30 protein-coding genes and 1 pseudogene are annotated in these 26,703 nt (G+C 46.7%); 20 read left to right on the top strand and 11 right to left on the bottom strand.

Annotated elements, in window-relative coordinates:
• Complete coding sequence (locus AC5FX6_RS03250; protein ID WP_493595593.1) at positions 1 to 405, bottom strand: DUF4296 domain-containing protein; 405 nt, start codon at positions 403 to 405, stop codon at positions 1 to 3.
• Between the two features lie 60 nt (positions 406 to 465).
• Here AC5FX6_RS03250 and AC5FX6_RS03245 point away from each other — a divergent pair, with 60 nt between their 5' ends.
• The 7 genes from AC5FX6_RS03245 to AC5FX6_RS03215 all read left to right on the top strand — a co-directional run bounded on the left by AC5FX6_RS03245 (position 466) and on the right by AC5FX6_RS03215 (position 6,077).
• Positions 466 to 1,347 carry a DUF58 domain-containing protein gene (locus tag AC5FX6_RS03245; protein ID WP_493595592.1) on the top strand — a complete coding sequence of 294 codons (882 nt, stop codon included), beginning with the start codon at positions 466 to 468 and terminating at the stop codon, positions 1,345 to 1,347.
• Positions 1,340 to 2,251, top strand: a complete 912-nt coding sequence (locus AC5FX6_RS03240) for a hypothetical protein (RefSeq protein ID WP_493595591.1) — start codon at positions 1,340 to 1,342, stop codon at positions 2,249 to 2,251. Before AC5FX6_RS03245 ends, AC5FX6_RS03240 begins: the two co-directional genes overlap by 8 nt.
• Positions 2,232 to 3,284, top strand: coding sequence for a vWA domain-containing protein (locus tag AC5FX6_RS03235; RefSeq protein ID WP_493595590.1), 1,053 nt, complete (start codon positions 2,232 to 2,234; stop codon positions 3,282 to 3,284). Before AC5FX6_RS03240 ends, AC5FX6_RS03235 begins: the two co-directional genes overlap by 20 nt.
• Positions 3,285 to 3,430: 146 nt before the next feature.
• On the top strand, positions 3,431 to 4,117 hold the full coding sequence (locus AC5FX6_RS03230) for a YggS family pyridoxal phosphate-dependent enzyme (protein ID WP_493595589.1): 687 nt from the start codon (positions 3,431 to 3,433) through the stop codon (positions 4,115 to 4,117).
• Between the two features lie 42 nt (positions 4,118 to 4,159).
• Positions 4,160 to 4,615 carry a DUF2750 domain-containing protein gene (locus AC5FX6_RS03225; RefSeq protein ID WP_493595588.1) on the top strand — a complete coding sequence of 152 codons (456 nt, stop codon included), beginning with the start codon at positions 4,160 to 4,162 and terminating at the stop codon, positions 4,613 to 4,615.
• Between the two features lie 165 nt (positions 4,616 to 4,780).
• On the top strand, positions 4,781 to 5,656 hold the full coding sequence (locus AC5FX6_RS03220; protein WP_493595587.1) for a glycerophosphodiester phosphodiesterase: 876 nt from the start codon (positions 4,781 to 4,783) through the stop codon (positions 5,654 to 5,656).
• 97 nt (positions 5,657 to 5,753) lie between these two features.
• A complete protein-coding gene (locus tag AC5FX6_RS03215) occupies positions 5,754 to 6,077 on the top strand; it encodes a DUF423 domain-containing protein (RefSeq protein ID WP_493596636.1) in 324 nt (107 codons plus the stop codon).
• A gap of 77 nt (positions 6,078 to 6,154) precedes the next feature.
• On the opposite strand, the gene AC5FX6_RS03210 is transcribed toward AC5FX6_RS03215, so the two are convergent.
• The 3 genes from AC5FX6_RS03210 to AC5FX6_RS03200 all read right to left on the bottom strand — a co-directional run bounded on the left by AC5FX6_RS03210 (position 6,155) and on the right by AC5FX6_RS03200 (position 8,677).
• Positions 6,155 to 6,601, bottom strand: coding sequence for a DUF1573 domain-containing protein (locus AC5FX6_RS03210; RefSeq protein WP_493595586.1), 447 nt, complete (start codon positions 6,599 to 6,601; stop codon positions 6,155 to 6,157).
• A 79-nt stretch (positions 6,602 to 6,680) separates the two neighbouring features.
• Entirely contained in the window at positions 6,681 to 8,087 is a 1,407-nt protein-coding gene (locus AC5FX6_RS03205) for an ATP-dependent DNA helicase (protein ID WP_493595585.1), read from the bottom strand.
• 140 nt (positions 8,088 to 8,227) lie between these two features.
• Positions 8,228 to 8,677 (bottom strand): PaaI family thioesterase, encoded by a 450-nt coding sequence (locus tag AC5FX6_RS03200; protein ID WP_493595584.1) that lies wholly within the window; start codon positions 8,675 to 8,677, stop codon positions 8,228 to 8,230.
• A gap of 37 nt (positions 8,678 to 8,714) precedes the next feature.
• Between AC5FX6_RS03200 and AC5FX6_RS03195 the strand changes: the two genes are divergently transcribed.
• From AC5FX6_RS03195 to coaD, 3 genes are all read left to right on the top strand, one after another.
• On the top strand, positions 8,715 to 9,203 hold the full coding sequence (locus AC5FX6_RS03195) for an NUDIX domain-containing protein (RefSeq protein ID WP_493595583.1): 489 nt from the start codon (positions 8,715 to 8,717) through the stop codon (positions 9,201 to 9,203).
• Positions 9,204 to 9,268: 65 nt separating this feature from the next.
• Positions 9,269 to 10,156 carry a DUF3822 family protein gene (locus AC5FX6_RS03190; protein WP_493595582.1) on the top strand — a complete coding sequence of 296 codons (888 nt, stop codon included), beginning with the start codon at positions 9,269 to 9,271 and terminating at the stop codon, positions 10,154 to 10,156.
• A 1-nt stretch (position 10,157) separates the two neighbouring features.
• Entirely contained in the window at positions 10,158 to 10,637 is a 480-nt protein-coding gene (gene coaD / locus AC5FX6_RS03185; RefSeq protein WP_493595581.1) for a pantetheine-phosphate adenylyltransferase, read from the top strand.
• Here coaD and AC5FX6_RS03180 read toward each other — a convergent pair.
• Complete coding sequence (locus tag AC5FX6_RS03180; RefSeq protein ID WP_493595580.1) at positions 10,591 to 11,271, bottom strand: NUDIX hydrolase; 681 nt, start codon at positions 11,269 to 11,271, stop codon at positions 10,591 to 10,593. The genes coaD and AC5FX6_RS03180 overlap by 47 nt on opposite strands.
• Before the next feature lie 109 nt (positions 11,272 to 11,380).
• Here AC5FX6_RS03180 and pyrE point away from each other — a divergent pair, with 109 nt between their 5' ends.
• Both pyrE and AC5FX6_RS03170 read left to right on the top strand, forming a co-directional pair.
• Positions 11,381 to 12,019 (top strand): orotate phosphoribosyltransferase, encoded by a 639-nt coding sequence (gene pyrE / locus AC5FX6_RS03175; RefSeq protein WP_493595579.1) that lies wholly within the window; start codon positions 11,381 to 11,383, stop codon positions 12,017 to 12,019.
• Positions 12,020 to 12,034: 15 nt separating this feature from the next.
• On the top strand, positions 12,035 to 12,532 hold the full coding sequence (locus tag AC5FX6_RS03170; protein ID WP_493595578.1) for a metallophosphoesterase family protein: 498 nt from the start codon (positions 12,035 to 12,037) through the stop codon (positions 12,530 to 12,532).
• Positions 12,533 to 12,639: 107 nt separating this feature from the next.
• Here AC5FX6_RS03170 and AC5FX6_RS03165 read toward each other — a convergent pair whose 3' ends face one another.
• Entirely contained in the window at positions 12,640 to 12,822 is a 183-nt protein-coding gene (locus tag AC5FX6_RS03165) for a hypothetical protein (protein WP_040574265.1), read from the bottom strand.
• A gap of 79 nt (positions 12,823 to 12,901) precedes the next feature.
• Between AC5FX6_RS03165 and AC5FX6_RS03160 the strand changes: the two genes are divergently transcribed.
• The 5 genes and pseudogenes from AC5FX6_RS03160 (at position 12,902) to AC5FX6_RS03140 (ending at position 18,243) form a co-directional block, all read left to right on the top strand.
• Complete coding sequence (locus tag AC5FX6_RS03160) at positions 12,902 to 13,942, top strand: threonine aldolase family protein (protein ID WP_493595577.1); 1,041 nt, start codon at positions 12,902 to 12,904, stop codon at positions 13,940 to 13,942.
• 37 nt (positions 13,943 to 13,979) lie between these two features.
• Positions 13,980 to 14,615, top strand: a complete 636-nt coding sequence (locus AC5FX6_RS03155) for a DNA-3-methyladenine glycosylase family protein (protein WP_493595576.1) — start codon at positions 13,980 to 13,982, stop codon at positions 14,613 to 14,615.
• A gap of 588 nt (positions 14,616 to 15,203) precedes the next feature.
• Positions 15,204 to 15,722: a hypothetical protein gene (locus AC5FX6_RS03150; protein WP_493595575.1), complete on the top strand. Its 519-nt coding sequence runs from the start codon at positions 15,204 to 15,206 to the stop codon at positions 15,720 to 15,722.
• Between the two features lie 130 nt (positions 15,723 to 15,852).
• Positions 15,853 to 16,224: pseudogene (locus AC5FX6_RS03145) on the top strand (carboxypeptidase-like regulatory domain-containing protein); the annotation flags it as partial.
• A gap of 108 nt (positions 16,225 to 16,332) precedes the next feature.
• Positions 16,333 to 18,243, top strand: coding sequence for a TonB-dependent receptor domain-containing protein (locus tag AC5FX6_RS03140; RefSeq protein WP_493596635.1), 1,911 nt, complete (start codon positions 16,333 to 16,335; stop codon positions 18,241 to 18,243).
• A 3-nt stretch (positions 18,244 to 18,246) separates the two neighbouring features.
• On the opposite strand, the gene AC5FX6_RS03135 is transcribed toward AC5FX6_RS03140, so the two are convergent.
• Together AC5FX6_RS03135 and AC5FX6_RS03130 are read right to left on the bottom strand one after the other, a co-directional pair.
• On the bottom strand, positions 18,247 to 19,158 hold the full coding sequence (locus AC5FX6_RS03135) for a DUF58 domain-containing protein (protein WP_493595574.1): 912 nt from the start codon (positions 19,156 to 19,158) through the stop codon (positions 18,247 to 18,249).
• Between the two features lie 13 nt (positions 19,159 to 19,171).
• Positions 19,172 to 19,582 carry a septal ring lytic transglycosylase RlpA family protein gene (locus AC5FX6_RS03130; protein ID WP_493595573.1) on the bottom strand — a complete coding sequence of 137 codons (411 nt, stop codon included), beginning with the start codon at positions 19,580 to 19,582 and terminating at the stop codon, positions 19,172 to 19,174.
• 148 nt (positions 19,583 to 19,730) lie between these two features.
• Here AC5FX6_RS03130 and AC5FX6_RS03125 point away from each other — a divergent pair, with 148 nt between their 5' ends.
• On the top strand, positions 19,731 to 20,087 hold the full coding sequence (locus AC5FX6_RS03125) for a DUF3276 family protein (protein WP_493595572.1): 357 nt from the start codon (positions 19,731 to 19,733) through the stop codon (positions 20,085 to 20,087).
• Between the two features lie 133 nt (positions 20,088 to 20,220).
• Positions 20,221 to 21,318: a redox-regulated ATPase YchF gene (ychF, locus tag AC5FX6_RS03120; RefSeq protein ID WP_493595571.1), complete on the top strand. Its 1,098-nt coding sequence runs from the start codon at positions 20,221 to 20,223 to the stop codon at positions 21,316 to 21,318.
• A gap of 263 nt (positions 21,319 to 21,581) precedes the next feature.
• Here the strand turns inward: ychF and AC5FX6_RS03115 are convergent, their stop codons facing one another.
• Positions 21,582 to 22,904: a type IX secretion system plug protein gene (locus AC5FX6_RS03115; protein ID WP_493595570.1), complete on the bottom strand. Its 1,323-nt coding sequence runs from the start codon at positions 22,902 to 22,904 to the stop codon at positions 21,582 to 21,584.
• Positions 22,905 to 23,089: 185 nt separating this feature from the next.
• Here AC5FX6_RS03115 and AC5FX6_RS03110 point away from each other — a divergent pair, with 185 nt between their 5' ends.
• A complete protein-coding gene (locus AC5FX6_RS03110) occupies positions 23,090 to 23,953 on the top strand; it encodes an SDR family oxidoreductase (protein ID WP_493595569.1) in 864 nt (287 codons plus the stop codon).
• A gap of 5 nt (positions 23,954 to 23,958) precedes the next feature.
• On the opposite strand, the gene AC5FX6_RS03105 is transcribed toward AC5FX6_RS03110, so the two are convergent.
• Positions 23,959 to 25,320 (bottom strand): sensor histidine kinase, encoded by a 1,362-nt coding sequence (locus tag AC5FX6_RS03105; protein WP_493595568.1) that lies wholly within the window; start codon positions 25,318 to 25,320, stop codon positions 23,959 to 23,961.
• Complete coding sequence (locus AC5FX6_RS03100; protein ID WP_493595567.1) at positions 25,310 to 26,698, bottom strand: sigma-54-dependent transcriptional regulator; 1,389 nt, start codon at positions 26,696 to 26,698, stop codon at positions 25,310 to 25,312. The genes AC5FX6_RS03105 and AC5FX6_RS03100 overlap by 11 nt, the downstream gene beginning before the upstream one ends.
• Positions 26,699 to 26,703 lie beyond the last annotated feature (5 nt).

The raw sequence follows: 26,703 nt of genomic DNA, 5'->3' as shown, positions 1-26,703 counted from the left end.
TCAATAGGCCTCTTGCATACCATCTAGCTTTGGTCTACGACCGGGCTCAGCACCAGTGGTGTCAGTAGCACGCAGCTTAGCTTCACGAACGCTCAAGGTGTCCAGAATGATCTCGTAGAGGCGGTCCATCTGTGCGAGGTTGTTCAGGTAGTAGCTGTAGGTTTTCCGGAACTCTTCTTCTTCTACCCCATGCTCATTGAGTATCTCTATCTGCTCTTTGTTAAAGACCATCAGAGCAGTATCCGGGTATAGGACATGGTTTTCGATGCGGGCTTCTGCGATATGGACATCCGCCAATATCTGCACCATCTTCTGTTCTGGCAATAAGTCAGCAGGTCGTTTTTCGGTGCTCTGGCCACAACCAGCCAGCACGACAAAGGAAAGTAGGTATAAAATTCGTTTCACGAATGTAATATTACGGGAATATGTCCTAATTTTAAAATCTGTGGCAAAGCCCCCTACCCAATGAAGGAACTTGTTCAAAAGTTGCGCAAGTACGAGATACGCATTCGCAAAGCCATCAACACTCAGATGCAGGGCGACTTCCACTCCGTTTTTAAAGGAACGGGGCTGGAGTTTGATGACGTGCGCGCCTATCAGTACGGCGACGACGTGCGCTCGATCGACTGGCACGTATCGGCCAAAGGGCATGGCACCTTTGTGAAAACCTACCGGGAGGAGAAAGAGCAATCTGTTTTTCTGATGCTGGATGTAAGCGCCTCCCAAACAGTGGGGACGGGCCGCCAGCACAAGCTGGATGTGGGCAAAGAAATATGCGGGGTGCTTGCCCTTGCAGCCGCCAGGCAGCAAAGCCAGATTGGCATTATCTGCTTCAGTGATCAAAAAGAAAAGTATATTAAACCAGCCAAAGGCATCGAGCAGGCCTATACCTTAATCAAGGCACTGCACGAACTGAAACCCAAATCAGTTAAGACAAACCTTGCAGCCGGTATCAAACTAACGCTCGATATTGTTAAGCGACGAAGTATCATTCTGCTGATTTCAGATTTCATCGATGTCAATTATGAAAAGGAACTGGCTATGCTTGCAAAACGGCACGACCTGATCGTGATTCAATTGCTCGATCTGCGGGAACGTAACATGCCGAGTCTGGGCATCGTGCCGGTCGTTGACAAAGAGACAGGCAAAACGGTTTGGCTCAACACCTCCGGGGCTGAATTTAAAGAACATTATTTTGCGCAGTACAAACAGAACCAGGACCGGGTGATCAGAATCTGCCAGAAATACCAGGCCAACTACCTGGCCATACAGGCCAACGAAGACTATGTGATGCAGTTGGTGAACCTTTTCCGCCTCCGTAACCGAACAACCAAAAAAAGTGCGTAATACTCTGCTTCTATTTTTCTGGTTCATCACTATTGGCACTCAGGCGCAGCAATTGCTACCTCCGGCAGGTAGCTTCAGCAAAGACTCTGTGTACATCGGTGAGCTTGTGCGCTATACCCTGGTTCACCGGCACCCGGCCGCGCAGGAAATTATACTGCCAGATTCAAGCTACAATTTTGCTCCTTTCGAGCTGGTGAGGCAGGAATTTTACCCGACTACCACACGAGCAGGCATTAGTACGGACAGTACCGTGTATACCTTGCGCACCTTTGAAACAGCTCCGGTGCAGTCGCTTGAGCTTCCGGCCATTGTGTTGCAGGGCACCGATACGCTGCAGGTTTTGTCAAAGAAGCAATCAGTGGTATTGCGACAATTGGTACAGGAAGTTGCAACACCACTGCAACTTCGTACCCAAACCACACTCGCGCAGGTGGAGGAGCGCTTTGACTGGCCTGTTCTCTTGCTCTGGGTTGTGACGATCGTGGCCTTAACTACGCTCGTTTGGCTGGTTTTCGGACAAACGATCAAGACCAAATATCAGCTGTACCGCTTACGTAAAGACCATTTGTATTTCAACTCGAGGTATAACTCCCACGTGGACCGCTTTGTGAAAACAGGTGTGCCTTCCAGTATGGAGAAAGCAGTGGCACTTTGGAAGAACTACCTGACTAAATTAGAACGCAGTGCGATCAACTCATTCACCACAAAAGAGATTGTAGAGTACTACAATGACGATGAACAGGTAAACGTGGCATTGCGCCTATGTGACAAAGCCATTTACGGCAACGTGACGGCTGAGCCTGATCAGGAAACTAACCAGGCTTTGGGTATGCTGCGCCGCTTTGCCCGAAGCCGTTATAAAACACACCGCGAAATAACCGGAAATGCTAGGAATAAGCAATGACATGCTGGATTGGCTGAGTCTGGAATGGTTTAGCCTGAGCACCATGCGCTCTTTTGACTGGGTATACCCGCTGGTGCTGTATACCTTGCCCTTGGTGCCGCTCATTTTCATCATCAAAGGTCTGCTTCGTTTTAAGTCACGCAGCAAGCTGGACATGGCTATGTTCGAAGGCACTGTACGCTGGCAATGGACGAGTTTGCTTCGTTTTATACCGGATGTGATCTACATGCTCTTCGTGATGCTGGTGCTGCTGGCACTGGCCCGACCGCAGCGTATCAATGAGCAGGTAGAGCAAACAGCGGAAGGGATAGACATCGTGCTGGTGCTGGATGTGTCAGGCTCTATGGAGCTGCAGGATATCAAGCCTAGTCGCCTGGAAGCTGCCAAAGACGTTGCCATCAACTTTATAAACGGTCGTGTGGCTGACCGTATTGGTGTGGTAGTATTTGCCGGTGACGCTTACTCCCTGGCTCCGCTCACCACTGATTATGAACTGCTCCGGGAAAGCATCATGACCATCGAAAACGGGATGATTGCAAATGATGGTACCGCCATCGGAAGCGCTCTTGCCGTCGCCATTAATCGCATGCGTGATTCCAATGCGAAAAGTAAAGTCGCCATCCTGATCAGCGACGGAGAGAATACGGCAGGCAGTCTGGATCCGACCATGGCAGCTCGTCTGGCCTATGCACATCAGATTAAGGTATACACGATCGGGATTGGAAAAGATGGCCTTGTACCTTATGACGTGGATGCCGATGGCAAAACCTTGTTAGTCGAAACGCAGTTAGACGAAAAAAGCCTGCGTGAAATATCCGAAACAGGAGAAGGCCGCTTTTTTAGGGCGGACTCACGGGACGGATTGCAGGAAGTATTCCAGAACATTGATCAGTATGAAAAGACAGAGGTCCGGGAGAAGCGCTTCCGGGACACCTACGACTACTACCAGGTATACCTGAAGTGGGCACTTCTACTCATTGTGGTTTGGATGGCGCTCAAGAATACGTTCATCACCAATGTACTGGAAGATTAATAGCGTTTGAGCGCTTAGAAAACCAGAGTTTGTTAAGTGCTTCTAAACAATTTGATAGAGTTAACTAATCAGGTGAGCTAAAGCAGATTACCCAAAGGCTTACCTAACAAGATGCGCGAACAATTAAGATACACGAAATAAAAACTATGTCCGCAATTGCTGATAACATCCTCTTTTTTGACGAAAAACTGCGTGGCACCCCCTGCCGTCTGGTAGCTGTTTCGAAAACTCACCCGCCCGAGATGATCATGGAAGCTTATGCTGCAGGGCATCGCATTTTTGGGGAGAATAAGGTACAGGAGTTACTCGAAAAACGGGAGAAACTCCCACATGACATTGTCTGGCACCTCATTGGTCACCTGCAAACAAATAAAGTAAAGCAGATCGCTCAGTTCATTGATACCATCCAGTCAGTCGACAGTCTGAAGTTACTGGTGGAGATCAACAAGAGAGCCGAGCAGTTCAACCGGACATTGCCAGTTAACTGCATGCTGCAGTTCGACATTGCCGACGAAGAAACCAAGTATGGCATGCGCTATGAGGAGGCAGTAGCATTGCTGCAAAGCGAAGAATACCGCAACATGCACTTTATCCGTATCACAGGAGTAATGGGCATTGCCACCAATACAGATGATCAGGATAAACTCAGGGGTGAATTTCGAACGTTGCGTGGCTACTTTGACAAGCTAAAAGAAACCTTCTTCACTGCCAACGATGATTTCAAAGAGATATCCATGGGCATGACCTCTGATTGGGAACTTGCTTTGGCTGAGGGCAGTACCTTTATACGAGTAGGCAGCGGCATTTTCGGTGCTCGCAATTACAACAAATAATTATACCTTACACAATCTTTTCACGCTAAACCAACCATCACCATGCAAGAGAATACCAACGAGAACATGGAAGCCAATTACAGAAAATTTATCCAGCGCATCGTCGATTCAGAAAGCGTTTGGGGCCTGACTCATGACGAAACCTGGGCTACTTCCAGTTCTGCTGAGTATGAAGACGCCGAGGTAATCCTGTTCTGGTCGGATGCGGAAGGTGCGAAAGTCTGCGCCGAAGATGACTGGAAAGATTACACGCCAGAGTCCATCACGCTGGTTGAATTTTTGGAGAACTGGTGCGTGGGCATGTACGGCGATCAGCTGCTGCTTGGTCCGGATTGGGATGCCCGCCTGATTGGCCGCGAAATGGAACCACTTGTAGTAGCGCTGGATGTGATTAATGAGCTGAAGCAAAAAGGCAAGACCATAGAATTCTCCCAGTATGACAGCCAGGATGAATTTGAGGAACAAGTGATTGAAGCGCTGGAAGGCGAAGACGAATAATTGCTTGCGGATCGGAGGCAACGGACAGGTAAAAGAATTAACGATTTGTTAATGGACAGCAGGTATAGCCCTATCTGCTATCTGGCTTAACTTGCTGCAAAAATCTTCTGCATGCAAAAAACTCTGCTTTTTGCCTCCTGTTTATACCTGATAAGCTCCTGCACTATGCCTGCACAACAAGGCGCTATACCTGACAACACAGCCCGGCACCTCCCCGCTTTCGATCTGGAAGGCCATCGGGGTGCCCGCGGTCTGATGCCTGAGAATACCATTCCCGGCATGATCCGTGCCTTGGACTTAGGTGTCACAACGCTGGAGATGGACACACACATCACCAAAGATAAGCAGGTCGTGCTGTCACATGATCCGTACATCAACCACGAGCACGACCTCTTGCCTGATGGCCGCGAAATACCGGCTGCAGACAAGCATAAGTATGTGCTTTACCAAATGAATTATGCCGACATCAGGTCATTTGATGCAGGCTCCAAATTCTACGCAAAGTATCCGGAGCAGGAAAAGTTACCCACCTACAAACCTCTCCTCTCCGACCTGATTGATTCTGTGCAAACCTACTTGCAGCAGAACGGATTAGATCAGGTATACTACAACATCGAAACCAAGTCGAAGCCAAGTGGTGACGGGAAATTGCACCCTGATCCTGAAGAGTTTGTGGACTTGCTCATGGGAGTGATCGAAACGAAAGGTATTGCTGAATGGGTCATCATCCAGTCCTTTGATGTACGCACGTTGCAGGTACTGCATCAGCGCTATCCTCATATCAAAACCTCCCTCCTCGTTGAAAATGTGAAGGGGCTTCAGCATAACCTAGAGGCACTCGGATTTATACCTGACATTTATAGTCCGTACTATAAGTTGGTCACGCCGAAGCTGATTCAAAGTTGCCATGCGCAGGGAATGAAGGTGGTTCCCTGGACTATCAATGACTTAGGGGAGTTGCAGCGTCTAAAAGGGCTGGGAGTGGATGGCCTTATCTCGGATTACCCGAACCTGTTCAAGGACTTGGAAGCTGCGAGATAAAAGCCTTAACTTTGCGCCTGATTCAACTTAAAAATCCGCTACTGTGACTCAAAAAGCCATACTACTAATAGCCAGTGCCCTGGGTGCACTTAGTGTCATGATCGGTGCCTTCGGAGCGCATGCCCTGGCACCCATGCTGCGTGCTACTAACCGTGTTGAGACATTCGAAACGGCCGTAAAATATCAGATGTACCATACCTTGGCCTTATTGGCTGTGGGCTTGCTACTTTTCAAAATTGAACACCCTGCCCTGCAGATTGCCGGCTGGGCTTTCCTGATTGGCATTATCATCTTCTCTGGCTCACTCTATACCTTGACGATGACAGGTATCACCTGGCTGGGCGCTATTACGCCAATTGGCGGCACAGCTTTAATCGTAGGTTGGGCGGCACTATTCTACGCCATACTGAAAGCACTATAAGGTATAAGTCAGCACAAAAAACAGAAAGGCTCCCGGTGTATAACCGGGAGCCTTTCTGTTTTAAAACTTATAATATCTTACTGTGTTTTCGCGGTTGAAGCAGACTTCTCTTTAATGTCGGCCACGATGTAAACATAGGTTGGCTCCCCTGTATTTGAATGAATCGTGATGGCTTTCTTCTGCTGGCCCATACGGCCGGCGCTGTTATACTTTGCCTTTACAAAGCCAGTCTTTCCTGGCATCACAGCTTCTTTTGTCCAGGCGGGTGATGTACAACCACATGTCACGTCTACACGGTCAATGATCACCGGCTGCGTACCCGTATTGGTAAAGGTAAAGGTATGCTCTACCACATCGCCTTGTGCGATCTCACCGAAGTTGTGCTCGGTTGACTCAAAAGTAATCGCCGGACCTGATTTGGCCTGTGCCTGCGGAGCGGCAGTTTGCTTTGCAGGACCTTGCTGCGCCACGGCTCCACCGGCTACCAGCGCCGCCATTGCAAAAGAAAGGATTAATTTTTTCATATGTATTAAGGGTTTAGCTATTGCTGTTACGATTCGTCAGTTGTTAAGTTCTGACGTTTTGGTGAATGATCCAAATATATCAGTCAACCAATAATTGCTTGCTAAAGTTCAGCAGGTATAACTCTTCTGATGAACGTGTTAGCGCTGTATAAAGCCAACGGGCAAACTCCTCATTCACCATGTCGTCTTTCAAAAAGCCCTGGTCTACGAACACCGCTTTCCACTGACCACCCTGCGCCTTATGACAGGTCAGGGCATAGGCAAACTTAACCTGAAGAGCATTCAGGTATGGGTTCTGCTTTAACTCCTTTGAACGCTCCCGCTTATTTTTGATATCGGCATAGTCTTGCAACACGGCGTCATAGAGCTTCTTGTTTTGGTCAGAAGGCAAAGCCGGAGCATCGGTATAAAGGGTGTCTAACATGATTTTCACCTCCAGCTCCTCCTCTTCAGGATAATCGACAAAGCGTACACGCACATCCGCAAATCGGAAATCATACATGTCTTCATAGCGGATGATCTTGGTGATCTCCACAAAGTCGCCGTTGGCCATAAAACCGATGTTTGACTCTTTCGGAAGCCAGAAATAGTTATTGCGCACAATCATCAGGTAGTCACCCACTCCGATCTCGTCTTCAGAGAAAAAGATCTGACGACGGATATGTTGGTTGTACAGATTCGCTGACTTGTTGGAGCGACAAATGACAATGGAGTTTTCTACACCGAATTTATCATAAGCGTACCGCAATCCGTCTTCCAGCTTTTCACCAGTCATGCGGTATATGTCGCGCCAGCCCTTGGTATGCAGCTTGATGTCGGGCTTATCGCCTTGCAATTGGTTCCGCAGCTGCGTAGCGTTCATGAGTATACCTGAAGCCTCTGCCTGTCGCATGACCTGGCGCAATTCCAGTTCATGTACCTGACAGCGGAAGTTGCTTTTTAAATAATCAGCATTGAGCGCCGGACTAAGCGCTTGGTTAACCGGAGGCAACTGCGCTGTATCACCGATCAGTAGCAGTTTGTTGCTCTTGTTTTCAAACACATAGCCCATTAAGTCCTGCAGCAAACCGTTTTGTCCAAAACCGCTGTCGTCCGAAATCATAGAAGACTCATCAACGATAAAGAAGGTTTTATCTGCCTTGTTTGGCATTCGAGTGAATGCCAATCCTTCAGAGTAGGGATTGGCTGTTTGCCGGTAGATCTTCTTGTGAATGGTAAAAGCTTTACGGCCGCTGTACGAGGCCATCACTTTGGCAGCACGACCGGTCGGGGCCAGCAGTACATATTTATACCCGAAGGTGCGCAGGATCTTTACCAGCGAGGTTACAACCGTAGTCTTACCGGTACCGGCATAGCCTTTAAGTAGGAAAACCGACTTTTCAGCTTCGGAATCCATTATAAATTCGTCAAGCTTGGCAAAAAGCCGTGCCTGGTCCTGGGTAGGCTCAAACGGAAAACTTGTTCTAAGTGCCTCTACTGGACGCATAATTTGAGTTTTGGAATTAAAGAGTATGGGAGTTTGGGAGTGAGAAATTTGGGAGGTAAGAGTTTAGCTTAACAGAGCATCTATAAGGTTATATTTTTACGGATGCACTTAGCTGACTAATTCTTAAACTCTCAAACTCTTTAACTCCTCAACTCACTTGGTGCAATATTGGCCATAGAAGCACTGGCTTTGGCGATCAGGAGCGGCTCTTGCTCCCCTTTCACAACGTATACCTCGGCCTCACAAAAATTAAGTTTGCGCCCCTGCTTGAGTACGTAGCCCTTCGCCAGCAATTTGTCACCCACTCCAGGGTGGAAATAGGATACCTTGATCTCAGCTGTTACCACATGATGGCCCTTCGGCACCAGGCTCACAGCCGCAAACCCAGCGACAATGTCGGCCAGCGTCGCGATAACGCCCCCATGCGCAAAACCTTTGTGCTGCTTATGCTTTTGCTCCAGCACGAGCTCACCTTCTACCCTGCCCACTTCAATTTTGGTTACTTCAAAGCCCATGAGCTTCATAAACTCCTGGCGCTCGAGCTTTTCTTTTATATCGGCCCGAAATTCGGGGTTGTAGGTCTGAATCATTTTGTAAATTTACCACCTATACCCCGCTATCGCAAACATGAACACACTAAACCCTAATGCCGCCGCTTATGCCGGCAAAGTAAGGCTGCGCGTGTGCGGCATTTGCCTGCAGGATGACAAACTCCTGCTGGTGCGCCATCAGCCGACACTTAAAAATGACGCTTTCTGGGCGCCGCCTGGTGGCGGTCTGCAGTACGGCGAGACCGTAGAAGCGTGTCTGGTACGTGAAATGCTGGAAGAAACCGGACTCGAAACAAAAGTAAAACGTTTCCTATTTGTAAACGAGTTTCTGGAGGAACCCCTGCAGGCTGTAGAGCTATTCTTTGAACTGGAGCTGACGGGAGGCACGTTGACCAAAGGAACAGATCCCGAGGCAAGTGCAACGGAGCAGCTTATCGAAGAGGTTTCTTTTCTGAGCCTGGAAGAAATCCGGCAGATCCCATTGGCCGACAAGCACCGTGTGTTGCATTACCTTTTTTCGCTGGATGATCTGTTCGGAATGCCACATCGCTTCGTACCAGCATGATCATTTTACTATATTTTTAGTATACTTGCATAGCACAATATAGTATTACCCCGAGCTTCTATACCTTGAATACCATCAACACCCACTATCGGCTATCTTATCAGATACAGGACGAGGCTTTTCAGCTTTCGCAGGCTGGCAATTGCAATCTGTATATTGCCATCAGTTCCAAAGCCATGCGCCTGGCCGTAACCGATGTGGAACGAAACAAGTTTGTCGCGCTCGAGGATTATGAGCTCATCACAGTATTTACTCCACTTCAAATTGCAGAGCAGCTGCGTCTGATCGCTGATAACAGTCCCATCCTGCAAGAGCAACGCTGGCTGGACATACGTATCAGTGTGAGCAACCAGTTCTTTACGCTTGTTCCCGAGACACTCTTTGATCCGGCACACCTGGAGGACTACCTGCGGCTTCACAGCAACCTGGATCCACAGCAGCAGGTTATCCTGTACAATAGAACCAGCGGACTGGAAGCTGTAAATATATTTGCCATTGATGGGGTGATCTACCGCATGGCGCAAAGCATCTTTCCGGAACGCCCCGTTCAGTTCACCCACCAAACCAGTTCCCTAATTAAGAGTGTGCTTCACCAAACCGACCGTAAAGAAGGCCGCGCGATGCATCTCTTTGTGGAGCGCAATTATGTGACCATCTTGGTTGTGGACGAAAACGGGTTACAGTTCTGCAACGTGTTTCATTATCTAAGCCCGGAGGACTTCATCTACTTTGTCATATTTGTGATGCAGGAGCAGAAAATGAACCCGGAACAGGAGACTATTACTGCCTGGGGCGACATTACTCCCGACTCCAGCCTGTTCAATATGCTCAAGAAATATATTCGACAGGTCCGCTTTGGTAAACGACCCGCTGATGTTGGTTACAGCTATAAATTCGACGACCTCTTCGAGCATCGCTATTTCGAACTGTTTAGCTTACACTTTTGTGAATAAAATGAAAAGAGTCGCCATTTTTCCCGGATCGTTTGACCCCTTTACCAATGGCCACCTTGATGTGGTGTTACGTGGTGCTAAGATGTTTGATGAGATCATTATAGCAATCGGTAATAACAGTAGCAAGCAGCGCTACATACCGGTTGATAAAATGATAGACGTAATAAATGGTGTGTTTAAAGACCAGCCCAACATACAGGCACAGGCCTATAAAGGGTTGACGGCAGAATTTGCCCGGGAAGTGGGCGCTACGTTTTTGCTGCGTGGGCTGCGCAATACCACTGACTTTGAATACGAGAACACAATCGCACAGGCCAACCGACATATTAACCCGGAACTGGAAACTGTATTCCTGATCACTTCACCAGCTTTGGCGGCGATCAGTTCTACGATCATCCGTGAAATACACCGCTTTGGCGGTAATGTGGATGAATTTATACCTTTCCGGATTTCAGAGATTGGAGATATTCCCGTACAATAAAAGCAATAGAGGTATAGGCTTTTGGTAAGACTTCCATGGCCTCTTCAGGTGTCATCCAGCGCACTTCCTCGATGAATTCCTCTGCCTGAGGCTTCATTAAACTATCATCGGTGCAGGCCATCAGGTACCAGCTTGTTTTCTTCAGGATTTTCTTGCCCTTATAAGCATACGAGTGCCAAGTCTTCGGTAATTTATCAATCACTTCAACCGTGATATTACATTCCTCCTCTACTTCACGCAGCGCACCATCCTGTACCTTTTCTCCTTTATTCAGTTTGCCTTTTGGAAGATCCCAAACACCCAAGCGGTAGATCATCAGAAGCTTTCCGTCCTTCAGCACCAATCCCCCTCCTGCTTTTACAATCTTGAACTGATCTTTGAGATGGTCGATTACCTGCTTTTTCTTGTTGGCAACCAATGTCAGTGAGTTTAGCTTCTTAAGCTTCTTCACTTCCATTAAGCGAACGATGCGATCGATCAACTGGGTATCGGCCCGTTTGATCAGCACATCTCCCACCAGATCCTTTGACGTGAAATGGTTGTCAGCATCGAGTACCAGGTCATAATGATGACGGTATACCTTCTCGTTTGATTTCTTGAGGATAAGCGGAATATCGTTAATAAAAACGTTCATAGGGACAGGTGCTCGTGTATCAGGCTTGAAATTTACACAAATCAATCAATATTTCGCTGTAAAGAAAATACAGGGCGCCAAAAAGGGGAAATATTTCTTAAATTCGGCCATGGATAATCAGACAATAGCACATCAGGTTGCCTCTTTCCTATTGGAAACCGAGGCTGTGAAATTGAGACCGGAACAGCCCTTTAAATGGAGCTCAGGCTGGAATTCACCCATCTACTGCGACAATCGCGTAACCTTATCCTTCCCGCACATCCGGAGCTACATCAAGCAGCAGCTGGCCGAAATGATCAGGCAAAACTTTCCAGAGGCAGAAGCCATTGCAGGTGTCGCTACAGCAGGTATAGCGCAGGGAGCACTTGTTGCCGATCTGCTCGAAATGCCTTTTCTATACGTGCGACCGCAGCCCAAAAGTCATGGCATGGCCAACCAGATTGAAGGCAAACTGATCTCAGGTCAAAAAGTAGTGATGGTAGAAGACCTGATCTCAACAGGAGGCAGCTCCTTAAAAGCGGCTGAGGCTGTGCGTTCAGCGGGCGGTAATGTAGTTGGGATGGCTGCCATCTTTACCTATGGCTTTGCTCTGGCGGAAGATAACTTCAAGGAGGCAGGTATACCCTTGCATTGTCTCAGCGACTATCAGGCGCTGACAGAAGCTGCCATGCAAAACGGCTATATCCCTGAGTCGGCCTTGCCGGCATTAGCTGAGTGGCGCAAATCCCCGGAAACCTGGCAGGTATAATAAAGCGACAAAAACATGAAAATAGGCCTCCTCTCTGACACCCACGACTACGTTGATGATCAAATTCTACGCCTTCTCGGTGACAGTGATGAGATCTGGCATGCCGGCGACTTCGGTACAGTCAAGGTAGCGGAACGACTCAGTGAGGTGGCTCCCCTCCGGGGCGTGTACGGCAACATTGACGGGCAGGACATCCGCTCGCTATACCCGAAAGTGCTGCGCTTCAATAGCAATGGTCTGGATGTACTGATGACGCATATAGGCGGCTATCCGGGCAAATACCATCCGGACATCAGGCAGGAAATCAAGGCAAACCCGCCAGGCCTTTTCATCACAGGTCACTCGCACATTCTAAAGGTTATGCCTGACAAAAGCATGGGCAAGCTGCTGCATATCAACCCGGGCGCTGCTGGCAGGCATGGTTTTCATAAGGTGCGTACCATGATGCGCTTTACAGTCGAGGAGGGTCAAGTACGTAACTTAGAGGTGATAGAACTTGGCAAAAGGGCATAAAAAAAGCGTGCCTGCTGGTGCAAGCACACTTTGAAGTCTTTCGAAAACCCGCCAACCGAAGCTTTCACAGCGTTGGCAGGCAGATGGTTTTACTTTGCCGTAAAAGACTACTCAGCAGAAGCTTCTTCTTCCTTCTTGTTCTTAGGCGCTTCACCGAACTGAGCACGCAGCTCGTCCATGTCCACGTTCTTAATAACTGGCGTCAAAAGCAATTGCTTAATTCTGGCAACCTTGTTGTTTGCTCTTGCCTTATTCTTACGGTCTTTTCTTTTAAGTCTAGTAACTCCCATCGTTGCAAAATTTAAATTTGAAGGGCAAAAGTAAGTTATTATTTTTACAAAGTAAAGTAATTCTAGCATCAAATTCGATATGAACATAACAGACCTCCGCTCCGACACCGTCACAAAGCCTACTCCTGACATGCTGCAGGCCATGTTTGCCGCACAGGTAGGCGACGATGTGTACGAAGAAGACCCTACCATAAATGCCCTCGAGCAGAAGGCTGCTGCCCTTTTTGGGTTAGAAGCAGGCCTTTTCTGCCCTTCCGGCACCATGACCAACCAAATCGCTATCAAGGCCCATACGGAGCCCATGACTGAAGTGATTTGTGATATCACAGCGCATATCTACCAGTATGAAGGAGGTGGCATCATGTTCAATTCAGGAGCATCAGTAGCTCTGGTACATGGTGAGCGCGGCAAAATGACACCAGCACAAGTAGAGGCACACATTCGCCCAGACAACATCCACTACCCTCCTACCCGCATGGTTGCACTTGAAAATACCTGCAACAAGGGAGGCGGCGCTTACTATACCTTGCCTGAAATCGCGGCTATATCCGAAGTTTGCAAGCGTCAAGGCATCGCCTTGCACCTGGATGGTGCGCGTGTCTTCAACGCTTTGGTAGCCTCCGGAGAGAAGTCGCAGGAATATGGTCTATACTTTGACAGTATTTCAATCTGCCTTTCAAAAGGGCTTGGCGCACCAGTGGGCTCACTCCTGCTCGGCACGAAAGAATTCATCAGGAAGTCCCGTCGTATTCGCAAAGTGCTGGGCGGCGGCATCCGGCAGGGCGGATACCTGGCAGCGGCTGGTATCTATGCGCTTGATCATCATGTGGAGCGATTGGCTGAAGATCATCAGAAAGCTACGCAGCTGGAGGCAGCTTTAACTGAAGCCGATTATGTAGAGTATGTTTTGCCCGTGCAAACCAACATTGTCATCTTTAAACTAAATGACAGGTATAAGGATGTTGATTTTGTTAAGGCTCTGGCAGATCATAATATACGGGCTGCCAGTTTCGGTCCGCAGATGATACGCTTTGTAACACACCTGGATGTGAGCGACGAGATGTTGCAGCACGTGTTAGACGTGTTACATCAATTGAACAAGAAACAAGTAGCGGTATAGGTTTTCGCTTATACCAAAATTATAAAAGGGCTTCCTTATGTCTGAAAATTATTTCCCTGACTACCCAGCCTCCGAAGTGATGGCCGTTTTCTTAAAGGATCCTATCCTGACAGGTATAGTGCGACAAGGGAAGCCCTTAATTTCTTCCAGGTCGGAGGATCTGTATTTCAAACTCCTTAGCGCGATCGTCTCACAACAGTTAAGCACCAAAGCAGCAGCTACTATTTTCAGTCGATTTAATACGCTATATCCAGAAGGCTACCCCCATCCACAGCTTGTATTGGATACGTCCGACGAAGCTCTGCGAGGTGCTGGATTATCATTTCAGAAGATAGGCTATGTTCGAAACGTAGCTGCCGCTGCGCAGGCAGGAAACTTATCCCACGCTGTAATTGATGAAATGGAAGATGAAGCCTTGATCCAGCATTTAACTCAAATCAAAGGGGTTGGACGCTGGACAGTGGAGATGCTGCTGATGTTTGCGTTGGAGAGGCCAGATGTTATGCCAGTTGATGACCTTGGCATACAAAATGCGATGAAACGACATTACGGTTTGGAGGAAAGCGGCAAAACGCTCAAGGCACGAATGATCGCGATAGCTGAAAATTGGCGTCCTTATAGAACCATTGCCTGCAAATACCTGTGGCAGTCGCTGGACAACATGCCCAAATGATAACTCGTTAAACAAATTCCAAAATTTTACTTTTAAAATATATATTATTTAATAAAAATTTATATTATATATATAAATTAAAAATATTTGTTTACCAATTCAATTCCGGTCTTAGCTAAGTATAAAGTAGTGTTAACCTTTATCACTTGTTTTTGATCATATATGTATAATTAGTACACGTATACATATTCACAACCACCCCGCAGAAAGATGTAGCTTCAATGTACTTGTGTTGGACATTAAACAACACAATAAGTTTGTTAATTCGCTCCTGTTATATACCAGCCTGAAATTTACATTTATAAAAAGGTTAGATCTACCACAGAAAAGGTATAAGATTTATAGTTGATATATTTTACTTTAAAATCACAATACCATTATGAAAACACAATTTTATCTCCCCATCTTTCCTCATCCCTCCTGACTCAGCTTTCATTTCAAGTTAGAACTAATTAGGTCTTTTGAGGCCCATTTGATTCTGTTTCATGCTCTTGTGGATAAACACAAGCAGGAATCTCCATGTCTTTAGCTCAAATAAAATCTTCAAAATTTTACAAATATTCAGTTTAACCTTAAACAATTACACTTATGAAAGCAAGAATATTAAGTTACGCCATTGCGCTTATTGCGCTGTTTGCCTTTAATGATTCATTGGCACAGAAAAAAGATCCAGGACAGAAAGCCAACCCAAAGATCAATACATCTCAAGGTGATCCCTCTCTTTCAGGAAACCCAACTGGAGGAGGAACATCCTATACAGTTTGTGTTGATTATATTCGAATAACAGGACTTGGCGATGCGACATCCGCTCCTGCATATCTGAAAATTGAAGGAACTGCAGATGTTAACTGTTATCCCCCAGGACAACAAGGACGAACAGAACCAAACTCAGCTCCAGGTCAAAGATTAAGTGCAACTGGTGACCCAGTTGACATAAGTGTTACTAATGGTAATTTAGTTATTACATCATCAGATGATGTGTGTGCTACATTAGTAGGTGGTTGTAAAAACAAGAATATGCAATCAACGCTTGAGAATGTAAATATTACTAAAGTTATTTTAGTTGTTCAAGGTAAAGAATTTGACATAACAAGCTATCTAAATTAATCTAACTGTGTATTTTGGACAATAAGCACTCAAGCTTATTGTCCAAAATACACAGTTTCATTTAGAAACATCCTAAGCACTCCCAATAAGAATCTCTATTACTTATTGATTTTTCATATTATAAGAAGCCATGCCAATAGCTAAAAAAATATTATATGGTATTATACTAGCTTCTGGTTTTTATGTCACGCCACTTCTAGCACTAAGTCAGACTTATAATTCAAATTTTATTATTTCAGGTATAATACAAGACTCTCTTAATCAGAGTTCCTTAGAATATGTCAGTATAAATCTAAAGAATAAGATTGCTAATAACATATCAAATAGTACATTAACAACAGAAAAAGGTCGATTTTATATAACTGTTATAAGGGAAGAAATAAATTACAAACTTATCATATCATATATTGGCTATAAAACAAAAACTATAAATATTCCATTATTTACTTCTTCAGTACTTGACCTGGGTATCATTTACTTAACGCCATCTAACACCCAACTCCAGGAAGTCCAAATCACTGCACAAAAACCATTAATAGAGCAAACTCTTGACAAAACAATTTATCACGTCGAGGCTGACCCGGAGGTTAATCTGCTGAACACACTTGATATGCTACGCAAAATACCTTTCCTGACTGTAGACGCAGACGACAACCTGACGCTCAACGGGCAGGAGCATTACCAGATCCTGGTTAATGGAAAACGTACAGCACTCTTTTCTGCAAACCCCAGTGAGGTGCTTAAAAGTTTGCCTGCGCATGCTATCAAACAGATAGAGATCAGCACTAATCCTTCCGCCCGTTACGAGGCGGCGGGCACAGGTGGTATCATCAACATTATCACGCATAAACGTAGCATCAGCGGCTACAATGGCTCCTTAAACCTGAATGCGGGTAATCCGGAGTCATATAACGGAAGTACCTCACTCACTACTACAATTGGCAAAGTTGGAGTAACAGGCAGATATAGCAATTACTACAATAATCGCCCGGGTAATACCAGCAGCTTTTACAGACAAGATAAGTTGCGCGGAAACAGATTAGAGCAAACAGGAAGTGGTGCCGGTGAAAACCAGGCCCAGAATTTTGGCAGTGAGCTATCAATTGACATAAGCCCGCAAGATCAACTCACGCTGTCGTATGGCATGAACGTGTTTAATGGCAAGAACAATCATGCCCTGCAGGTTAACCAACTAAATGCAGCTGGGATTTCAACAGAGGCTTATCAGAACATAAACCAGAGTCGCAGTGAAGGCTACAACTCAGACATGAACCTTGCTTACCAACACAGCTTCAATGACAATAGCTTACGTAGCCTCTCCTTAGACCTCAGTATGAACGGCAGTAAGAACGAGAATGCTTCCGACTTTTCATTGGTGCCGCTTACAAATTACACAGGTCAACAAACCAGTACACAGAACAAGGATAAAATGCGGGAGTACAATCTGCAGGCAGACTATAACCAACCACTTGGTAAACATACATTAGAACTAGGCATTAAATCGATACTACAGGAAAACAGCAGCGATTTTTATTACAAGAGTTTGGAACTAGAGACTAATATGTTTGCTCTGGACTCCGCTTTGAGCAACAGCTTTGACTACCGATTGGACGTACATGCTGCCTATGCTTCCCTCAATCTTCGTAGCAGCAAGTGGGGACTTATAACAGGTCTCAGATTGGAGGACACCAGGCTACATGCCAATTTTCGTTCCTCTTCAACCGGAGCCGCTCAGCAATACCGTAACCTATTCCCCAATGTTTCTCTCACCCGAATGCTTGAGTCAAATGGAAATCTAAGACTATCATATAGCCAACGCATACAACGCCCGAGCCTTTATGACCTGAACCCCTATATAGATGCAATAGACCCGCTCAACATTAGTTACGGTAACCCGGACCTTATGCCAGCCACTAGTCATCTGCTGCAGTTTGAGTTCAGCACGTTTATCAAAAAGACATCTCTAAACGCGAGCCTTTCCCATCAATTCACAAACAGCGCCATTCAATATTTCACCCTATTAGGTGCAGACTCGGTTGCCCGCAGCACTTACGGTAACCTGGGTCAGGACCGCAGGTATAGCTTCACACTTGGTAGCAATACAACCTTGTTCTCAAAACTAAGCTTTAATCTACATGCAATGGCCAATTATGTTATGTACAGAAGTGAGATTGAGGAAAATGAGCAATTACGGGAGGGATTTACATACAATGGGCGGGCAAATGCCAGCTACCGCTTTGGCAAAACTTGGCGGGCAAGCGGAAACGTCAGTTACAACTCCCCCAATCTGATGTTGCAGGGCAGAACAGCGGGCTATACCTGGAGCACCCTAAGCTTGAACAAAAGTTTTCTCAAAGATGAAAAAGCAAGCTTCGGCATTAGCATCCGTAGTCCATTACAAAAGTACCGCAAGAGTACAAGCGAAGTGGAAGATCCGGCATTTTATCAATTCAGAGAATCCTACTCGGTCATTCGACAGATAAACGCTTCTTTTAGCTATCGCTTCGGCAAACTAAGATAAGCTTTACTTCACCTTCGCCCGCTTCACCAGGTAACTGTACAATACCTTGTCAAATGGCTCGCTGATATCTACCGGCACGAAGTCAATCTTATACTGGCCACATTTCAGCTCTAGTTCTCGTTTGTAATTGCTCACCGCTTGCTGGTAATGGGCTTTCACCTGCGAAGGCTGCAGCTTCAACTCCTGCCCTGTCTCTACATCCACGAACACGTAAGGGCGCTCTGCAAAGTCAAATTCCTCTTCTGTGCGACGATCCATTACGTGAAAGATCAGCACTTCATGTTTCTGGTGTTTCAGGTGCTGAAGGGCCGCAAAAATGGCATCGCTGTTTTCGTGCTGCCCGAGCATATCACTCAGTATAACGACAAGTGAGCGCTTAGGTATTTGCTGGGCTATGCGATGTATTACAGAGGCCACATCCGTTTGGGCTCTGGAAGGTGCTTCCTCCAGCTGTTTTTGCAGCAGCAGTAACAAGGTATGTAAGTGTGAGGCTGTGGAGCGAACAGGGGTCTGTTGCTGGATTGAATCGGCAAACGTAACCAGCCCCACAGCATCGCGTTGTTTACGCAGCAAAGTAGCCAGAGCGGCGGCACACAGTACACTGAAAGTCAGTTTTCCGCGATTCTCAACCGGATAATACATGGAAGGGGAAACATCCAGCAGAATATGGCAGCGTAGATTAGTTTCTTCCTCAAAACGCTTCACAAATAACTTATCCGTGCGGGCAAATACTTTCCAGTCGATGTGGCGGGTACTTTCACCGCTGTTGTAGAGGCGGTGCTCTGAGAACTCCACCGAAAAGCCATGATAAGGTGATTGGTGCAACCCTGTAATAAAGCCTTCGACCAGCTGCTTGGCCAGAAATTCCATATTCTCAAATTTCTGAACATCGGCTAGGGTGAGTGGCTTTTTCATACAGGTATAAGGCTTATTTCTTTCGGGTAGGCTTTATCTCAGAAACGACAGTTGTCATTTCGGGTTGCCCATCGTCCGGAACTTCATGCAGTTGCACCGCTCCGATTCCTTCCCGAATCAGCTCGATCTGCTGCGCAGCGGCTTTGGACAGGTCAATGATACGATGGCGGCTGTGCGCCATACGGTCGTTGATGCGCACCACCACCGATTTGCCATTGCGTACATTGGTTACTTGTACGTAGGTATTGAACGGCAATGTAGCGTGCGCTGCTGTGAGCTGTGTTTTGTCGTAGCGCTCGCCGCTGGCTGTCCGGTGTCCATGCATGCGGTCAGCGTAGTAAGAAGCCTTGCCGCCAGCTGAGTACAGGGCTGTGCCGGAGTTAACTGAAAAGAGAAATACTAGTATAAGTGAAAGCAAATTCATACTATACTATATTTGGTCCGGTGACAAATATAGAATTAATTCTCCGCAGGGCTGCAAAATGGCTAAATTTTACATTCAAAAATTTTTATATATCAGAACAATATGTTAGTTTTAGGTTCAGAAAGTTGAATTTAACGTCTATAACACGGTGGAAGAGAATAACGACAAAGCAGAAATTTATTCCCAAAGAGTAAGAGCAGGGAAGAGAACGTATTTCTTTGATGTGAAATCAACTCGCTCAAATGACTTCTATGTGACCATCACAGAGAGCAAGCGCAAGTTTAAGGATGATGAGTTCTCGTACGAGAAACACAAGATCTTCCTTTACAAAGAAGACTTCGTGAAGTTCATGGAAGCCTTGCAGGGCACAATCGATCACGTTAAATCCGAACTTTTGACTGAAGAGGCCCTCGCCGCTCTCGAGAACCCACCTGTAACGGAGGCAACTCCTCTACCGGTGGCCACTGCCGAGGTATCTTTTGATGAAGAACTGAAGTGGGAATAATATCCCTGTTTTTAGTTTAGCGACCGAGAGCCCGTGTTTCCCAACACGGGCTTTTTTTATACCTGCTTCCCCTACCCTATACTGACTGAAATTTCGTATCTTTGCGCCCTGATATAAAATAAGATAAAGATAAATGGGACTAAGATGCGGAATCGTAGGACTGCCAAATGTGGGCAAGTCCACTTTGTTCAACGCTATTTCGAATGCTAAGGCAGAGTCTGCCAACTACCCTTTCTGTACCATCGAACCAAACGTGGGCGTGATCACAGTACCTGACGAGCGTCTGCAGATACTCGAAGAATTGGTAAACCCACAGCGTGTATTGCCTACCGTGATCGAGTTCGTGGATATTGCCGGTCTTGTAAAAGGTGCTAGTAAAGGCGAAGGCCTTGGCAACAAGTTCCTGGCCAATATCCGCGAAGTGGATGCTATCATTCACGTGGTGCGCTGCTTCGAAGACCCGAACATTGTACACGTGGCTGGCAAGGTTGACCCTATTTCTGATAAAGAAATCATCGACACAGAACTTCAGTTGAAAGACCTCGAGTCGATTGAAAAGATGATGATCAAGGTACAGCGTTCTGCTAAAGCTGGTGATGCCAAAGCTAAGAAGGAGCTGGCCAGCCTTGAAAAATATAAGAACCACCTGGAGCAGGGTTTGAATGCCCGTAGCCTTGACGCAACGGAAGACGATAAAGAGACGGTGAGCGAACTGAACCTGCTTACTGACAAGCCTGTGATCTATGCTGCCAACGTGGACGAAAATTCCATGAACGACGGTAACGAGTTCTCAAAGGCGCTTGCCGAGCACGTGAAAAACGAAAATGCACAGGTAGTCCTGATCTCTGCCTCTATCGAAGCACAGATCGCTGAACTGACCGACCCAGAGGAAAAAGAAATGTTCCTATCAGAGTACGGCCTGAAAGAATCTGGTCTGAATAAATTGATTCGCGCCTCTTACGAGTTACTGGACCTGATCACATACTTTACAGCTGGAGTTAAAGAAGTGCGAGCCTGGACGATCGGCAAAGGCTGGAAAGCACCTGCTGCTGCGGGTGTTATTCACTCAGACTTCGAAAAAGGCTTTATCCGTGCTGAGGTGATCAAACTAAAAGATTACCAGGAGTACAAAACGGAAGCCAAAATCAAAGAAGCCGGTAAAATGTCGGTGGAAGGTAAGGACTACGTGGTACAGGATGGTGATATCATGCACTTCCGTTTCAACGTATAATGTTGAATCTACATAGCAATACAAAAGGCGGGATAACACCCGCCTTTTTTTGTAAACAATGGACTACAGTTAGAATCTCTTTATTGTTGTTGCAGAAAGGGTATAAGACAACTGATAGTCTCTGAAGCTAGTAAATGAAGACAGGCTTATAGTTAACTGACTTCAGATCCTATCAGTCTATTGTCATAATCAAAGATAAACCTCCTCTTCAGGATCCCCAATACCCAGTTGTGGGTATTTATAACAGCCAATTTACAGGCATCTTATCTATTATTAAAAAAGATCTCTTCATAGCCGATCAATAGATCAGCCCTGGATCCCGGAGGGCGGTAATAGATCAGTATGTCATAGGTGTTTCCGGTAGCAAAGTGGCTACCCTCAAAGTAACTGGCATCAGCTGTCTGCCCGTTAGCTGGCTTCAGTGCATAGTAATAATTGTAGTAGCCCTGCTTCAGCAATAGCCTGCCTTTGTAAGCCTGTAGCTCCTGATCGTAGCGCATGCGGCTTTCATTAGTTAATAACCAATCCGTCAGGCCACCTTGTATGTACACCTCTCCCTGCTCCTCTCCGGTCTTCAATTCAAAGTCTACCCAGGTATAGTCTGCGTTTACAATCGAGTTGCCATACTCTCTGTTGCCATACAGCATTTTACCATCTGCATCAGGGTCCTGGCTATAGGCTGCCCCAACACGGATGCGGTCAGGTTGCAATTGGATATGTATAGGATTTGCCTCCAGATTGATCTGCTCTATACCTAAGCCTTTGAAGCGGATACTACGCGAATCGAAAGCACGGAACTCACTCAGACCCAGAAAATGGTCCTTTGCTTCAAAAAACACATATTCCAGACGGCGCTGGTCATCTCGTACGAAGGCTGGCCTTGGGTATACCTTGGCATTGTCCCAGCGGTGATTCTGACGCATCACGGCCTTTACTTCCTGTGCCGGATTTACCAGTGCGTAGTCTTTGTAAAACACATTAAACTCAACGGGCTGGCGGGCTGCCCGTCCCTCCGGCCCGGTGGGCGCACCGAGTTTGGCGGTTACGGCTACTAAATTCTGGTATACCAGTATGCGTCTGGTTAGCAACAGGTTGCCTCCCTCCTCACTCACCTGCAGCACATAGTTGCCACTCAGTTTTACACGCGGTACCCTGAAACGATAATGCACATACGGCACCCGGGTATTGATGGAGTTCTGTACGTCTGTAATAAAAAACTCATTGAAGTCATTAAGGTATTGCGCATCGTTCAAACCGGATGGGGTCCAGTCAGCATTGCAATGAACCAGTTTGGCAATCAGCCTCTGTGGTCCCGCATTCAACCGGTCAAACTCCAGCAGGATAGGCTGTTCCTGACCTATGGAAATAACTGCAGGTTGCAAAACGGCTTCTGGTCCTCCAGTGCCGCGGTAACACTGTACAGACTGAATACTGGCATCATAGACAAAGTCTTCGTAGCGTATGGCCTGCTGCGACGAGCTGCCCGAGGTTGCATAGCCCTGCTGTTCAAGCGGAACACAGGCTGCAAAACCCAAACATAAAGAGGCAATAGCCAAGACATGGTGAAACTTACTAAATAGTGTCATATCGATCTGTCAGATAAAGGTGGGCTCCTGCAAGCTTACACCCACAAAAAACATAGCCGAAGATAGGAATTTTTGAACAAAGCGAAAGAAAACCCGTAATGAAGCATTGTATTTTTCCTTTAATTGACTGCATATCAAACGTTTATCACGTATATGGATTAACGCGAATCAAACTGCCCTTCACTATGAAAAAAGTTCTACTGGCCGGCGCTACCGGGCACCTGGGAAGGCATATTTTCCGGGAGCTAAAACAACAGGGGTTTGAAGTGCGTGCACTGGCGCGCAATCTGAAAAAGACAAAGTCGCTTTTTCCAGATCCGGAAGAACTTGTACTCGCCGATGCAACAAAACCCCATACCCTGGAGGGTAGTTGTGCAGGTATAGACGTGGTGATATCTACCGTCGGTAAAAATCTAAGTCTTCGGAATAAAAGTGGCGGTTCGTTTCACGATATCAATTATAAAGCAAATCTCCACCTACTAAAGGAAGCCGAGAAGGCTGGCGTAAAACAATTCATTTATATTTCTGCCTTTGGAGCTGGTGATTTTCCGCAATTGGCCTATTTCCAGGCGCATGCAGCTTTTGAAAAAGCATTGCAATGCAGTCCCCTCACGCATACTATTCTTAAGCCGGTTGCCCTCTTTTCAGTATTTGAAGAAATGGCGGCAATGGCACGAAAAGGTCATATAGGCCAGTTAGGTCAGGGCGATAAACTAACAAACCCGATCTATGATGGTGATGTAGCCCGGATAGTTTTATCATGCATCGGCCGCCCAAGTCAGACCTTAGCACTAGGCGGACCTGTAACCTATACCCGGCAGGAATTAGCTCAACTTGTATGTGAAGCTGCAGGCTATCGTGGCCGGGTGGCAGAAATACCCTTTGACTATGTAGATACATTACTGCCGTTTGTACGCCTGATCAGTCGGGGTTTGTATGACAAACTCGCATTTATGACAGCGGTAAGCAAAATAGACTGTGTAGCTCCTGCAGTAGGGCAATATAGTTTGGAGGCGTATTTTGAACTGGAGCCACAAATAAGCGCTTGAACTCTTTAAAATTTCAGTATGAAAGTAGTGCCCTTGTCCAACTCCGATTGCACGGATATAGAGCCTTTGTGGAGGCGCATGATCTGACGGGACAGGCTGAGCCCTATACCTGAGCCGCTTTTTTTAGTGGTAAAGAAAGGTATGAAAATTTTGGTGGTAGCTTCTGGTGTCATACCTTGTCCGTTATCTTCCACCTCCAGACAAACACGGCTTCGATCGTCCAGGTAGGCGCGCACCGTGATGTGCTTATGCGTTTTCTCCTGCACCGCTTCCATCGCGTTTTTGACCAGATTAATAATTACTTGCTCCACCATACTTCTGTCGGCAGACAGCAACAGGCTGCTGCCTGATCGCAGCTCAATCTTAAAGTCAATGCCTTGCTGTACCAACTGCTCGCGCAGCAATATCTTTATTTCTGAAAGCAGTTCTCCTACATCGATTAGCGTCAGTTCCGGCACGGCAATGCGTGTCAGGTTGCGGAAGTCATTCACAAAATGAATCAGGCCATCGCTTCGGCGGCTAATTGTGCTCAGGCACTGCTTGATGTCCAGTAACTCTTCCCGCAACACTGTAATCTCCTCAGCATTCGTATCATCTACATAGCCGCTTAGTTCCTCGCCAGCGCTAGCCGAGAGCGAAGCAATCGGTGTTACAGAGTTCATGATTTCATGCGTCAGCACCTTGATCAGGTTCTGCCAGGCTTCCATCTCCTTATCCTCCAGTTCGCGCTGTATGTTTTGTATAGATGCCAGCTTTACCTTTTCCCCTAACATCACCAACTCCATCACTTGCACCGATAGGTTGATCACCGTACCTCCCTGGCGAAGCGGCATAACGGTTTTCTCTCCATGATCTTGCACTGTAAGCAAAGCAGATAAGTCAGGGTATAGAGCAGACAACTCCTGCATCTGATGCAGCGCACCAACCTGCAAAAGCTTACGGGCTGCGTGATTAAGCAACAAGATACTGCCATCATCTTTAAACGTAATGATGCCCGTGCCTACGTGCTGCACGATGGCTTCGAAGTAGTGCAGGTGTGCCTCTTTCTCGGCTCTTACCGCCCTGAATTTCTTCATCACTTCATTCAAACCCACTGCCAGTTCGCGTTGCAATTTACCACCTGTCGAAGCAGGCACCAGTTCTGTAAAGTCGTCGTGACGGATAGAGTTTAAGAAGCTCAGAAACTGCCGGTTTGTACGTTCATGGAAGCGAACCAGCAGGAATACCTGCAGCAACAAAAAAAGCAGGAGACCGATCAATGTGCCACGATAAGCAGGTTCCAACCCTACCTTTGCCACTAAAAAAACAGTAAGGGCCAGAAGGATGAGTCGCAAAACCAACTGCAGCCGGTAATTATTAAAGCGCATATTTCTCTAATCTTCGGTACAAAGCACCGCGGGACAGGCCCAGTTCTTTAGCGGCTTTTGACACATTGCCATCGTGTAATTGCATGGCCCGATGCACCGCCTGACGCTCCAGATCTTCTAGGTTTTGCGAGTTTGAAATTGATGCCGGAGCCGTTTCAGAAAAAGCTGGTTCGTCGGGTATAAAAAAGAAATCATCTGGTTGCAGCTCCCTATTGTCGCTCATAATGGAGGCACGTTCTAACACATGCTGCAATTCCCGCACATTGCCCGGCCAGGAATAGTGACGCAGCTTTGTCAGCGCGGCTTCAGAGAGTCGTTTGAGTGGTTGTTTGTACTTCGTGGCGTATGTTTGCAGGTAATGCTCCGCAAACAAGGGAATGTCCTCAAATCGCTCACGAAGAGGTGGCAAGTTCAACTCCACGGTGTTAATTCGATAAAGCAAGTCCTGCCTGAACTCATGGCGCTGTACCATTTCTTTTAGTGGCATATTTGTCGCGCAGATCAAGCGAACATCAATAGGTATAGGTTTGTTCGTTCCTACCCGAATGATCTCCCTTCGCTGCAGCACCGTCAATAGCTTGCTTTGTAAAGCTAGAGACAGATTTCCGATCTCATCCAGGAAAAGCGTACCGCCGTTCGCGGCTTCAAAACGCCCTACCCGATCCTCCTTTGCATCTGTAAAAGCACCTTTCTTATGTCCAAAAAGCTCACTTTCAAATAGAGTCTCCGTGATAGCTCCCATATCTACTGTTACAAACACCTTATCAGCCCGGGAGGAGCGTTGGTGTATAGTGCGGGCGATGACCTCTTTACCGGTGCCGTTTTCGCCCAGCAACAGAATATCCGCGTCGGTACGGGCAACTTTATCGATGATGGAAAACAAACTGCGCATAGCTTGGCTCTCCCCTGTTATAACTGGCTGCTGATGCTGCAGTTCAGCCGTGAGTGTGCGGTTTACCTGCCGGAGCTGGTTTACCTCTTTGTAGGAGTGGCGCAGTTTGGAGGCGGCTGTCAGGGTAGCCAGCAACTTCTCATTTTGCCAGGGCTTCAGTACAAAATCAGTCGCGCCCTCTTTAAGTGCCCGCACAGCCATCTCCACATCCCCAAAAGCAGTGATCATGACCACCACGGCCGATGGGTCATATTTCAGAATCTCTTTCAGCCAAAAAAAACCTTCTTGTCCACTCGTGATATCCTGGCTGAAGTTCATGTCAAGGAGAATAATGTCGAACTCTTCATTGGAAACCAGAAAGGGGATCTTCTTCGGGTTTTTCTCCATTATTACTTCTTTGGCATATTTACGCAACAGCATTTTAGCCGAAAACAACACATCTTCGTTGTCGTCAATCACGAGTATTCTTCCCAGGTTCTGTTCCATGACGG

Source organism: Pontibacter sp. LHS2, assembly GCF_058932845.1.
The sequence above is the reverse complement of the archived record's forward strand: the minus strand, read 5'-3'. Positions and strand labels throughout refer to the sequence as shown.

Excerpts from the sequence above, each read along its gene's own strand:
- AC5FX6_RS03245 (WP_493595592.1), top strand. The coding sequence starts at position 466 with ATGAAGGAACTTGTTCAAAAGTTGCGCAAGTACGAGATACGCATTCGC.
- AC5FX6_RS03235 (WP_493595590.1), top strand. The coding sequence starts at position 2,232 with ATGCTAGGAATAAGCAATGACATGCTGGATTGGCTGAGTCTGGAATGG.
- AC5FX6_RS03230 (WP_493595589.1), top strand. The coding sequence starts at position 3,431 with ATGTCCGCAATTGCTGATAACATCCTCTTTTTTGACGAAAAACTGCGT.
- AC5FX6_RS03225 (WP_493595588.1), top strand. The coding sequence starts at position 4,160 with ATGCAAGAGAATACCAACGAGAACATGGAAGCCAATTACAGAAAATTT.
- AC5FX6_RS03220 (WP_493595587.1), top strand. The coding sequence starts at position 4,781 with ATGCCTGCACAACAAGGCGCTATACCTGACAACACAGCCCGGCACCTC.
- AC5FX6_RS03215 (WP_493596636.1), top strand. The coding sequence starts at position 5,754 with ATGATCGGTGCCTTCGGAGCGCATGCCCTGGCACCCATGCTGCGTGCT.
- AC5FX6_RS03210 (WP_493595586.1), bottom strand. The coding sequence starts at position 6,601 with ATGAAAAAATTAATCCTTTCTTTTGCAATGGCGGCGCTGGTAGCCGGT.
- AC5FX6_RS03205 (WP_493595585.1), bottom strand. The coding sequence starts at position 8,087 with ATGCGTCCAGTAGAGGCACTTAGAACAAGTTTTCCGTTTGAGCCTACC.
- AC5FX6_RS03200 (WP_493595584.1), bottom strand. The coding sequence starts at position 8,677 with ATGATTCAGACCTACAACCCCGAATTTCGGGCCGATATAAAAGAAAAG.
- AC5FX6_RS03195 (WP_493595583.1), top strand. The coding sequence starts at position 8,715 with ATGAACACACTAAACCCTAATGCCGCCGCTTATGCCGGCAAAGTAAGG.
- coaD (WP_493595581.1), top strand. The coding sequence starts at position 10,158 with ATGAAAAGAGTCGCCATTTTTCCCGGATCGTTTGACCCCTTTACCAAT.
- AC5FX6_RS03180 (WP_493595580.1), bottom strand. The coding sequence starts at position 11,271 with ATGAACGTTTTTATTAACGATATTCCGCTTATCCTCAAGAAATCAAAC.
- pyrE (WP_493595579.1), top strand. The coding sequence starts at position 11,381 with ATGGATAATCAGACAATAGCACATCAGGTTGCCTCTTTCCTATTGGAA.
- AC5FX6_RS03170 (WP_493595578.1), top strand. The coding sequence starts at position 12,035 with ATGAAAATAGGCCTCCTCTCTGACACCCACGACTACGTTGATGATCAA.
- AC5FX6_RS03165 (WP_040574265.1), bottom strand. The coding sequence starts at position 12,822 with ATGGGAGTTACTAGACTTAAAAGAAAAGACCGTAAGAATAAGGCAAGA.
- AC5FX6_RS03160 (WP_493595577.1), top strand. The coding sequence starts at position 12,902 with ATGAACATAACAGACCTCCGCTCCGACACCGTCACAAAGCCTACTCCT.
- AC5FX6_RS03155 (WP_493595576.1), top strand. The coding sequence starts at position 13,980 with ATGTCTGAAAATTATTTCCCTGACTACCCAGCCTCCGAAGTGATGGCC.
- AC5FX6_RS03150 (WP_493595575.1), top strand. The coding sequence starts at position 15,204 with ATGAAAGCAAGAATATTAAGTTACGCCATTGCGCTTATTGCGCTGTTT.
- AC5FX6_RS03140 (WP_493596635.1), top strand. The coding sequence starts at position 16,333 with ATGCTACGCAAAATACCTTTCCTGACTGTAGACGCAGACGACAACCTG.
- AC5FX6_RS03135 (WP_493595574.1), bottom strand. The coding sequence starts at position 19,158 with ATGAAAAAGCCACTCACCCTAGCCGATGTTCAGAAATTTGAGAATATG.
- AC5FX6_RS03130 (WP_493595573.1), bottom strand. The coding sequence starts at position 19,582 with ATGAATTTGCTTTCACTTATACTAGTATTTCTCTTTTCAGTTAACTCC.
- ychF (WP_493595571.1), top strand. The coding sequence starts at position 20,221 with ATGGGACTAAGATGCGGAATCGTAGGACTGCCAAATGTGGGCAAGTCC.
- AC5FX6_RS03115 (WP_493595570.1), bottom strand. The coding sequence starts at position 22,904 with ATGACACTATTTAGTAAGTTTCACCATGTCTTGGCTATTGCCTCTTTA.
- AC5FX6_RS03110 (WP_493595569.1), top strand. The coding sequence starts at position 23,090 with ATGAAAAAAGTTCTACTGGCCGGCGCTACCGGGCACCTGGGAAGGCAT.
- AC5FX6_RS03105 (WP_493595568.1), bottom strand. The coding sequence starts at position 25,320 with ATGCGCTTTAATAATTACCGGCTGCAGTTGGTTTTGCGACTCATCCTT.
- AC5FX6_RS03100 (WP_493595567.1), bottom strand. The coding sequence starts at position 26,698 with ATGGAACAGAACCTGGGAAGAATACTCGTGATTGACGACAACGAAGAT.